The organism is Pseudomonas sp. WS 5503, from assembly GCF_012985385.1.
Taxonomy (GTDB): Bacteria; Pseudomonadota; Gammaproteobacteria; order Pseudomonadales; family Pseudomonadaceae; genus Aquipseudomonas; species Aquipseudomonas paracarnis.
Genome location: NZ_JAAQWI010000005.1, coordinates 470929 through 480432, shown reverse-complemented (window position 1 = coordinate 480432; position 9504 = coordinate 470929). Strand labels below are relative to the sequence as shown.

At 62.3% G+C, this 9504-nt stretch carries 3 protein-coding genes and 1 rRNA gene; all 4 read left to right on the top strand.

Annotation, left to right across the window (positions count from 1 at the left end):
• Positions 1–2: 2 nt before the first annotated feature.
• The 4 genes from rrf to recD all read left to right on the top strand — a co-directional run bounded on the left by rrf (position 3) and on the right by recD (position 9468).
• Positions 3–118: ribosomal RNA gene (gene rrf / locus HBO10_RS16395) — 5S ribosomal RNA — on the top strand.
• Positions 119–278: 160 nt separating this feature from the next.
• Positions 279–3731: an exodeoxyribonuclease V subunit gamma gene (gene recC, locus HBO10_RS16390; protein ID WP_034128797.1), complete on the top strand. Its 3453-nt coding sequence runs from the start codon at positions 279–281 to the stop codon at positions 3729–3731.
• Positions 3728–7399, top strand: coding sequence for an exodeoxyribonuclease V subunit beta (gene recB / locus HBO10_RS16385; protein ID WP_034128796.1), 3672 nt, complete (start codon positions 3728–3730; stop codon positions 7397–7399). Before recC ends, recB begins: the two co-directional genes overlap by 4 nt.
• Positions 7396–9468 carry an exodeoxyribonuclease V subunit alpha gene (gene recD, locus HBO10_RS16380; protein ID WP_034128795.1) on the top strand — a complete coding sequence of 691 codons (2073 nt, stop codon included), beginning with the start codon at positions 7396–7398 and terminating at the stop codon, positions 9466–9468. Before recB ends, recD begins: the two co-directional genes overlap by 4 nt.
• Positions 9469–9504: the final 36 nt, after the last annotated feature.

The following is a 9504-nucleotide window of genomic DNA, read 5'->3' as shown; positions in this document are numbered from 1 at the left end:
TTCTTGACGACCATAGAGCATTGGAACCACCTGATCCCATCCCGAACTCAGCAGTGAAACGATGCATCGCCGATGGTAGTGTGGGGTTTCCCCATGTGAGAGTAGGTCATCGTCAAGATTAAATTCCGAAACCCCAATTGCGAAAGCAGTTGGGGTTTTGTTTTGGGCGCTCGAAAAGTGTCCGCCTTGTCGCCGTACACTTGTTCGCCTTGTGTTCGCCCCGTGCACCACAGTGCTAAAGTCCATCCCTCGATTTTGCTTTTCCCAAGGAAACCGTTATGCCGGACGCGACGTCCCTCAGTCCTGGATTCATGGTGGTTCATGGCAACCGCCTGGACGAGCTGCGAAGCCTGGTGGTCAGTTGGATGCGCCGTTACCCACTGGCGCCTTTGGAAAACGAAATCGCCCTGGTACAAAGCAACGGCATCGCCCAATGGCTCAAGCTGGCCTTGGCCGAAGACCCGCAAGCCGATGATATGGGCGGCTGTGGCATTGCCGCAGCCATCGACGTGCAACTGCCTGGCAGCTTTATGTGGCAGCTTTATCGTATGGTTTTGGGCCGTGACGAAATCCCGCCCAAGTCCCTGCTTGATAAAGCCCCGCTGACCTGGCGCCTCATGCGGCTGTTACCCGAGCTGATCGACCAACCGCACTTCGAGCCTCTGCAACGCTTCCTGACGCAAGACACCGACCTGCGCAAACGCTACCAACTCGCCGAGCGCCTGGCTGACCTCTTCGACCAATACCAGGTCTACCGTGCCGACTGGCTGGAAGATTGGGCCGCAGGCCGGCACCAACTGCGCAATGGTCGAGGCGAGTCCAAACCGCTCAACCCAGCCAACTGCTGGCAAGCCGAGCTGTGGCGCGCGCTCCTGCTGGATGTGGGTGAAGCAGGCATGGCCGAAAGCCGGGCCGGCGTACATCAGCGCTTCATCGAGCGCATCAACAGCCTTGAACAAGCACCGCCCGGCTTGCCTCCCCGGGTGATCGTCTTCGGCATCTCATCGCTGCCGGCCCAGGCGCTGGAAGCCTTGGCGGGTCTGGCCCGTTTCAGCCAGGTCCTGCTCTGCGTGCATAACCCCTGCCGCCATCATTGGTCGGACATCGTCGCCGACAAAGACTTGCTGCGTAACGAATACAAACGCCAGGCGCGCAAAACGGGCATGCCCGTCACTATCGACCCACAAACTTTGCACCAGCACGCCCATCCGCTGCTCGCTGCCTGGGGCAAGCAGGGCCGTGATTACATCAGTCTGCTGGACAGCTACGATGACCCCAACAGCTACCGCGCCGCATTTCGCGACGGCCGTATTGACCTGTTCAGCGACAGCGAACCCACCACGCTCCTCAACCAACTCCAGGACGATATCCTCGAACTGCGCCCGTTGAATGAAACCCGTGAGCTCTGGCCCGCTGTCAACTTGCAACGCGATACGTCGATCCGTTTCCATATCGCCCACAGCGCCCAACGCGAAGTGGAAATCCTCCACGACCAATTACTTCATCGCTTCAGCGCTGACCCCTCCCTGCGCCCTCGGGACATCATCGTCATGGTCCCCGACGTCGACAGCTATGCACCGCATATTCGCGCGGTCTTCGGCCAGCTCGAACGGCATGACCCACGCTTCATCCCCTTCACCCTTACAGACCAAGGCCAACGTGGTCGCGACCCGCTGTTGATCGCCGTCGAGCACTTGCTCAAACTTCCCGACAGCCGCTTCCCTGTCAGCGAAATCCTCGACCTGCTCGACGTCCCGGCCCTGCGCGAACGCTTCGCCATCAAAGAACGTGATCTGCCCACCTTGCATCGTTGGATCGAAGGCGCCGGCATCCGCTGGGGCTTGAATGCCGAGCAACGCGCCGGTTTGGGCCTGCCCGCGGAACTGGAGCAAAACAGTTGGCGATTCGGCCTGCGCCGTATGCTGCTGGGCTATGCCGTCGGTACCGGCACGGCCTGCGACGGTATTGAACCTTATGACGAAATCGGTGGCCTAGATGCGGCCTTGATCGGCCCACTGGTCGCCTTGCTTGACGCCTTGAACGATGCCCATCAAGCGTTATCGGAACCCGCGTCGCCACAAACCTGGGGCGAGCGTCTACAACGGTTGATGCAGCTGTTTTTCCTGCCCAGCAGCGAGCACGATGACTACCTGCTGGCCCAGCTCGAACAATTAAGAGAAACCTGGCTGGAAACCTGTGAGTCCGTTGGTCTGCAAGACGAGTTACCCCTTACGGTCGTGCGTGAGGCATGGTTGGCCGGATTGGATCAGGGGCGCCTGTCCCAGCGCTTCCTGGCGGGGGCGGTCAATTTCTGTACGCTCATGCCCATGCGTGCGATCCCGTTCAAGTTGGTTTGCCTGCTGGGCATGAACGACGGCGATTACCCGCGGGCCCAGCCACCCCTGGATTTTGACCTGATGGGCAGCGATTACCGCCCCGGCGACCGTTCTCGCCGCGAAGACGACCGCTACTTACTGCTCGAAGCGCTGCTGTCAGCCCGTGACCAGCTGTACATCAGCTGGGTAGGCCGCAGCATCCGTGACAACAGCGATCGCCCGGCCTCGGTGCTGATCGGCCAACTACGCGACCACCTCGCCAGCGGCTGGCAGCACGCCAGCAACGATCTGCCGCTGATCGACGCAATGACCCAGGAGCACCCGCTGCAACCCTTCAGCGCCCGCTATTTCCACGAAGGCGATTCGTTGTTCAGCTATGCGCGCGAATGGCAATTGCTGCATCAGGCACCGGCGGTCATCACCCAAGAGCAAGGCTTGACGCCTCACCAACAGGAAGAACCCCTGAGCCTTGGCCAGTTACAGGACTTCCTGCGCAATCCGGTCAAACACTTCTTCAGCCAGCGCCTGAAAGTATTCTTCGAAGCCGCTGAAGTGCCCCTGGCTGATGAAGAACCCTTCGTGCTGGACGCATTGCAACGCTACAGCTTGAGCGACAGCCTGCTGAACGCGGCACTCACCCAACCCGACCAACTCGATCAGGCTCTCACCGCCCAGGCCCTGCGGCTGCAAGGCAGCGGCCTGCTGCCGATGGTGGGTTTCGGTGAATGCCTGCGTAACGAACTGATCGAGCCGCTGCCGGACCTGGTGCAACGCTATCAACAGCTTCTGGCGTTGTGGCCCACCCCGCATACTGGCGCTGAACCGGTCAGCTTTGCGTACCAAGGCATCCAGCTGGAAGGTTGGATCAGCGGTCTGCACCGACGCAGTGATGGCGGACTTTTAAGCGTCACCACCATCCCCAACAGCATTGGTTCGATCAAGACACGTAAGTGGCACCGCCTCATCCGCCCCTGGGTCAATCACGTGGTGGCCTGCGCCTGTGGCCTGCCCTTGAGCACCGGCCTGGTAGCCAGTGACGACACCTTGTTGTTGGCCCCACTGGACAAGGCCGGCGCCGAGGACATTCTCGGTAACCTGCTGCTGGCCTGGCACACGGGAATGAGCGCGCCGCTTCCGGTCGCAGTGAAAACCGCGTTCGCCTGGCTCGGCCAGGCTGATCCCGCCAAGGCCCAAGCGGCTGCGAGCAAAGCCTATGAAGGCGATGGCATCACCACTGACGGCGAACGCCGCGAAACGCCTGCCCTTACGCGGCAATTTCCCGACTACGCGGCCCTGGTCGCCAGTGAAGAATTCGAAGGCTGGTGCGAAACCCTGTATCGCCCGCTGATCAACGCCCCCTGGCGATCGCTTTCCAGCACGGAGGCCAGCGCATGATCAGCAAACCCTTGGCCCTGGCGTTTCCGCTCAAAGGCAGCCAGTTGATTGAAGCCAGTGCTGGCACCGGCAAGACCTTCACCATCTCCGCCCTGTACCTGCGTCTGGTGCTCGGCCACGGCGGTGATGAATCCGGTTTCGGCCGCGAACTGCTGCCACCGCAAATCCTCGTGGTGACGTTCACCGACGCCGCCACCAAGGAACTGCGTGAACGTATCCGCATCCGCCTGGCCGAAGCCGCGCGCTTCTTCCGTGACGAAATCGAACAGCCTGATGCGCTGATTGCCGATCTGCGCGAGCAATATGATCCGCAGCAATGGCCCGCCTGTGCCAATCGCCTGGACATCGCCGCGCAATGGATGGATGAAGCCGCAGTCTCCACGATCCACAGTTGGTGCCAGCGCATGCTGCGCGAACATGCGTTCGACAGCGGCAGCCTGTTCACACAAACCCTGGAAACCGACCATAGCGACCTGCTGGGCGAAGTGCTGCGCGACTACTGGCGATTGTTCTGCTACCCAATGCACGACGATGCGCTCAACTGGGTGCGCAATAATTGGGGTGGCCCCGCGGCGCTGATGCCACGGGTGCGTGCGTTGTTCGGCAGCGAGCGGCCCACCGACGAAACCCGCGAGCCAGCCGAACTGATCAGCGCCTGCCTGCAAGAACGCCGCGCCGCGCTAGTTGCCCTCAAGGCACCCTGGCAACAATGGGCTGCCGAGCTGCGGGATATCTGCCTGCAAGCCGTCGCCGCCAAAGCGGTCGATGGGCGCAAGATGCAAGCACGTTACTTCGAGCCCTGGTTCGAAAAGATCAGCGCCTGGGCCGCTGACGAAACCCTGGAACAACTGGACATCGGCACCGGCTTCACCCGCCTGACGCCCGACGGAATGGCCGAAGCGTGGAAAGGCGAGCCGCCGCAGCACCCTGGCATCGAGGCTATGGCCAGCCTCAAAGCCAGCCTCGACGCCTTGCCAACGCCCGACGCGGCGGTGCTGCAACACGCTGCCGGCTGGGTCGGCAAACGTTTCGAGGAAGAGAAACGTCGCCGCGCCGAGATGGGGTTTGACGACATGCTGATCCGCCTCAACGCCGCCCTCCAGGCAGACGGTGGCGAGCGCCTGGCCAGTGTGATCCGCGAGCAATTCCCGGTGGCCCTGATCGATGAATTCCAGGACACCGACCCGATGCAATACAGCATCTTCGACAGCATCTACCGCATCGAAGAAAACCACCTCGACAGCGGCCTGTTCCTGATCGGCGACCCCAAGCAGGCGATCTACGCCTTTCGCGGCGCCGACATCTACACCTACCTGCGCGCCCGGCAGGCCACCACCGGCCGCCATCACACCCTGGGCACCAACTTCCGCTCCAGCCATGCGATGGTCGAGGCGGTGAACCATGTGTTCCAGCGTGCGGAAACCGGCCGTGGTGCGTTCCTGTTTCGCCAGCCTGATGGCGATAACCCGGTGCCGTTCCATTCGGTACTGTCCCAAGGCCGCAGCGAGCAGTTGCAGGTCGACGGTCACACGCTACCGGCCATGAACCTTTGGCACCTGCCCACCGACCAGCCGATTTCCAACGCGGTTTATCGTCAACACCTGGCCGCCGCCTGCGCCACGCAAATCGTTGCGCTGCTCAATGGTGGGCAGCAAGGCACCGCGGGCTTTGTAAAAGAGGGCACCCTAAAGGGCGTGTTGCCGTCAGACATCGCCATCCTCGTGCGTGATGGCAAGGAAGCCCAAACCGTACGTGCCGAACTGGCCCGCCGTGGCGTGCGCAGTGTGTACCTGTCGGATAAAGACTCCGTGTTTGCCGCCCAGGAAGCCCATGACCTGTTGGCCTGGTTGAAGGCTTGCGCGGAACCGGATGTCGAACGCCCGCTGCGTGCAGCCCTGGCCTGCGTCACCCTGAACCTGTCCCTGTCGGAGCTGGAGCGTCTGAATCAGGACGAACTGGCGTGGGAATCGCGGGTGATGCAGTTCCGTGGCTACCGTGCCATCTGGCGTACCCAAGGCGTGTTGCCGATGCTGCGTCGTCTGCTCCACGACTTCAAGCTGCCGCAAACCCTCATCGCCCGCAGTGATGGCGAGCGTGTGCTGACCAACCTGTTGCACCTCAGTGAATTGTTGCAACAGGCCGCCTCGGAACTGGATGGCGAGCAGGCGTTGATCCGTCATTTGGCCGAGCATCTGGCGCTGTCGGGGCAGGCCGGTGAAGAACAGATCCTGCGCCTGGAAAGTGACGAGCAACTGGTCAAAGTGGTGACCATCCACAAATCCAAGGGCCTGGAATACGACTTGGTGTTCCTGCCGTTCATCTGTTCGGCCAAGCCCGTGGATGGCAGTCGCTTGCCGTTGCATTACCACGATGAACACGGCAAGTCCCACGTCAGCCTGCGACCCACGGCCGAGTTGATCGCCCAAGCCGACGATGAGCGCCTGGCCGAAGACCTGCGTTTGTTGTACGTGGCCTTGACCCGCGCCAAACACGCCTGCTGGCTGGGCATCGCCGACCTCAAGCGCGGCAATAACAGCAGCTCGGTCTTGCACCTGTCGGCATTGGGCTATTTGCTCGGTGCCGGCGCGTCGTTGGGCGAGTCAGCGGGGCTGGCGCGCTGGTTGCTGGACTTGCAGCAAGGCTGCGCGGCCATCGGTTATGACCTTGTGCCGGACGCCCAAGACATCTTGTTCCACCCGCCGCGCAACCAAGCGACCCTGCTCGCGCCGTTGCTGCCTGCACGCAAGGCCGCAGAAAACTGGTGGATTGCCTCCTATAGCGCCTTGCGCATTGGCGACAGCATGAGCGCCGCCAACCTCGAAGCCCCCGAAAGCCCACAGGCCCAGAAGCTGTTCGATGACGAACGCCTCGACCCCGATGCCCCTCGGGAAACGGTCGCGGCCGGCGGGGATATTCACCGTTTCCCACGCGGTCCCAACCCAGGCACCTTCCTTCACGGCTTGTTGGAATGGGCCGGTGAAGAAGGTTTCAACGTGACCCCGGAGGCGATCGAAAAAGCCGTGGGCGCGCGCTGTAACCGCCGCAACTGGGAAGGCTGGATCGTCACCCTCAGCGGCTGGCTGGAGCACCTGCTGCACACGCCACTGCCCCTGTACAACGAGCGCTTCACCCTCAGTGGCCTGCAGCAGTACCAGATCGAGATGGAATTCTGGTTTGCCAGTCACACCGTCGACGTACTCGCCCTCGACAAACTGGTGTGCCAGCACACCCATGGCGGCGTGTCCCGTGTGGCCGCCGAACCGGTGCTGCTCAACGGCATGTTCAAAGGCTTTATCGATCTGACGTTTGAGCACGATGGCCGTTACTACGTGGCCGACTACAAATCCAATTGGCTCGGCCCTGACGACTCTGCCTACACCCAGGACGCCATGGAACACTCGATCCTCGAGCATCGGTACGACCTGCAATACGTACTTTACCTGCTGGCCCTGCACCGCCAACTCAAGGCGCGCCTGCCGCATTACGATTATGACCAGCACGTCGGCGGTGCCCTGTACCTGTTCCTGCGCGGTAGCCAGTCGGTGAGCCAGGGCGCATATTTTACCCGACCGCCTCGTGAGTTGATCGAGAGCCTGGACCTGTTGTTCCAGGGCAAGCCCATCCCACCCAAGGTTGAGCCCGCCTGGGAACAAGGAGTGCTCTTATGAGCCTGTCGCCGTTACCGCTGGAGGCGCTTTTGCCCCTCGATCGTGCTGCCGACCTGCTGCAGTTGCTTGCACGTTGGGTCGAGCGGGGTTGGCTGCGCGCCTTGGACAAAGCCTTTGTCGGTTTCCTGTACGAGCTGGACCCAAAGGCCGATCCCCTGGTGCTGCTGGCGGCGGCCTTGACCAGCCATCAACTGGGCCATGGCCACGTCTGCCTGGATGTGTTCGAAACCCTCAAGGCGCCGGATTTCGCCCTGTCATTGCCGCCCGAAGGCGACCTGCACACCGGCGCCATGCTGCTACCCTCACAGTTGCTGCACGGCCTGGATGGCGCGCATTGGTGCCATGCCCTGGCTTCAAGCCCGTTGGTTGCGCTGGCCGTCGATGGCAGCGAGGAGGCTCGTAGCCGCCCGTTGGTGTTGTCCGGCAAGCGCCTGTACCTGCGCCGCTACTGGGCCTACGAGCGGCGTATCGACCGCGCCCTGCGCCTGCGCCTTGCCAGCGTGGAAGACGCCGCCGCCGATCTGCCGCAACGGCTCAATCGCCTGTTCGACCAACCGGCGCCCGATGGGGTGATTGACTGGCAAAAGCTCGCCTGCGCCCTGGCGACCCGCGGCGCCTTCAGCATCGTCACCGGCGGCCCCGGTACCGGTAAAACCACCACCGTCGTGCGCCTGCTCGCGCTATTGCAGGCGCCCGCCGTGGAGTCCGGCAGCCCGTTGCGTATTCGCCTGGCTGCGCCCACCGGTAAAGCCGCTGCGCGCCTGACCGAATCCATCAGCCAGCAAGTGCTGTCACTGACAGTGCCCGACAACGTGCGGGAAAAAATCCCCACCCAGGTCACCACGGTCCACCGCTTGTTGGGCAGCCGTCCGGGCACCCGTCACTTCCGTCACCACCTGGGCAACCCGCTGCCTTTGGATGTGCTGGTGGTGGACGAAGCCTCGATGATCGACCTGGAAATGATGGCCAACCTGCTCGACGCCCTGCCGCCCCATGCACGCCTGGTATTGCTGGGCGACAAAGACCAACTGGCCTCGGTAGAAGCGGGGGCCGTACTCGGCGACTTGTGCCGCGATGCCGAAGCCGGCTGGTACAGCCCGCAGACTCGCCACTGGCTGCAAGCCGTCAGCGGTGAAGACCTCAGCAGCAGCGGCTTGCAAGAAGACCTCGATGGCAGCCATCCCCTGGCCCAGCAAGTGGTGATGCTGCGCTATTCGCGCCGCTTCGGCGAGGGCAGCGGTATTGGTCAACTGGCGCGTTGGGTCAACCAGCAAAACGCCGAAGAGGCCCGCCAGCTGTTAGCCGCAGGCCGTCACGACGACCTGTTCTGCGTCAGCCTCAAGGGTGAGCATGACCACGCCCTTGAGCGCCTGGTACTGGACGGGCAGGGCGATGGCGCCCAAGGTTATCGCTACTACCTGAACCTGCTGCAATCGGCGCGCCCCTCTGCGGACACACCGCGTGACGGTCCAGCCTGGACTGCTTGGGCGCAACAACTGCTGCACGCCTTCGACGCGTTTCAACTGCTTTGCGCCGTGCGGAAGGGCCCGTGGGGCGTCGAAGGGCTCAACCTGCGCATCACCGCGGCGTTGCGCAAGGTACGCCTGATCGAAGGTGACGAGCAGTGGTACGAAGGCCGACCGGTGCTGATGACCCGCAACGATTACGGGCTCGGCCTGATGAACGGCGACATCGGCATCGCCCTGAAATTGCCCGAAAGCGACGGTGGCCCCCACGTCCTGAGGGTGGCCTTTCCACGTAACGATGGCCAGGGCGGCGTGCGCTTTGTATTGCCCAGCCGCTTGAATGATGTGGAAACCGTGTACGCCATGACCGTGCACAAATCCCAGGGCTCGGAGTTCACTCACACCGCGCTGATCCTGCCGGATGCCCTCAACCCGGTGCTGACCAAAGAGCTGATCTATACCGGTATCACCCGTGCCAAACGTTGGTTCAGCCTGGTTGAGCCGCGCGGCGGCGTGTTTGAGGAAGCGGTGCGGCGCAAGGTCAAGCGTCTGAGCGGATTGATGTTGGAGTTGGACCTTCCGTCTGAAAAAAATGACTGGTAGGTCAGGCGATATTTCTTATTCAGATGTCTGATTTTT